Genomic DNA, 1,282 nt, shown 5'->3' on the forward strand with positions numbered 1-1,282 from the left:
GCCAATTTTTGCTCGCCATAGGCTAACTTCCTTTTGATTCTAATTTAGCCAAACGATCGGCTAAACGTTTGCGATCGTCGTCACTAATGTGATTACTTGTTCCATGATTAGCATTATGTTGTGACTTTTGGTCTTTAACCCATTGAGGAATGATTTCTTTACGAGCGTTCTTTTGATAACCTCGGTTTTGCGTCTTGGGTGTCAAATCTAATTCATCATCAAAGCGTCCGTTAAACCAAGTTGCACCATTTAATGGGTGATACCAGTTAGAGTTAAGCTTGATATACTGCTTATAGCGGTCTAACTTGTTAAACAGGTATTCATTCGTGTGATCAACTGCTTTTTTACGCCAAGCCTTGTAATGATTGAAAGCTTGTCCCTTGCCTTTTTTGTTTGGGTAGGCTTGCCAAATTTCTTCAAAATCTTTTTCAAGTTGCACAAGCGGTGTGGCGTTAGCCGCACTATGTTTTTTATTACTTGTATTATTAACTGTAGTATTAATACTTGTATTATTCTCTCTCTGGTTTTTCGGTGTAGGGGTACTCTGGTTTTTCGGTATACCCCCCACCGAAATTCTGATATACCTATGCTCGATTTCACGTGTACCCTCTTTATAAATTACATCACGTGAAATATGACCATTGATTTCTAGCGCCTTTAACCACGTTTGAATTGTTGACTTAGCCACACCATACAAATCTGCAAAGTAGCTATCGCTTGCCCAGCAATACCCTTTTTGATTACATAAGGCTGTTATCTCGCCATACAATAATGACGCTTTTCCCGGAAGGCTATTGTCATACCTAACACTTGCGGGAATAATGGCGTAATAGTTTGGTCTTTCAACTGTTTCCGTCATATCAGTTCCTCCAATCATGGGCATTCCACCCACCCGGTGTATTAGTCACTGCTGTATTTACCCTTCAAGCCAATTCGTTTTAATGTTTCTTTATCTAGTTTTATGCCATCTACCGGAACGTGGTATTTTGCACTAAATGCCACGGAGCCAATTTGCTCAATCTCGCTGTGATGGACTCGACACAGTGCCATAACGTGCCGTTTGGTGTGGTCAACGTGTGTTCTGTTCAAGCCGGCTCCGATAACGTCTACATGATGAATATCAGCACGATTACCACAGATCATGCAAACTCGATGACGGCAACATTGAAACAGATAATATTCTTGCTCACGTGGCAATAGCTTATAGCCTTCCTTGAACGGTACGTGCCACTCAAACATGAAGTCGATAACTAGGTCTAACAACTGGTTAGCATCGCTCACA

At 41.1% G+C, this 1,282-nt stretch carries 2 protein-coding genes; both read right to left on the bottom strand.

Going from position 1 to position 1,282, the window contains the following annotated elements:
* Window positions 1–22 precede the first annotated feature (22 nt).
* Window positions 23–859 (bottom strand): helix-turn-helix domain-containing protein, encoded by an 837-nt coding sequence (locus DY78_RS03160; protein ID WP_024626249.1) that lies wholly within the window; start codon window positions 857–859, stop codon window positions 23–25.
* 41 nt (window positions 860–900) lie between these two features.
* Window positions 901–1,282, bottom strand: a 382-nt coding sequence (locus DY78_RS03165; protein WP_024626248.1) for a putative HNHc nuclease, incomplete at its 5' end; no start/stop codon positions are given.

It is taken from the genome of Lactiplantibacillus fabifermentans DSM 21115 (genome assembly GCF_000498955.2).
GTDB classification, from domain to species: Bacteria; Bacillota; Bacilli; order Lactobacillales; family Lactobacillaceae; genus Lactiplantibacillus; species Lactiplantibacillus fabifermentans.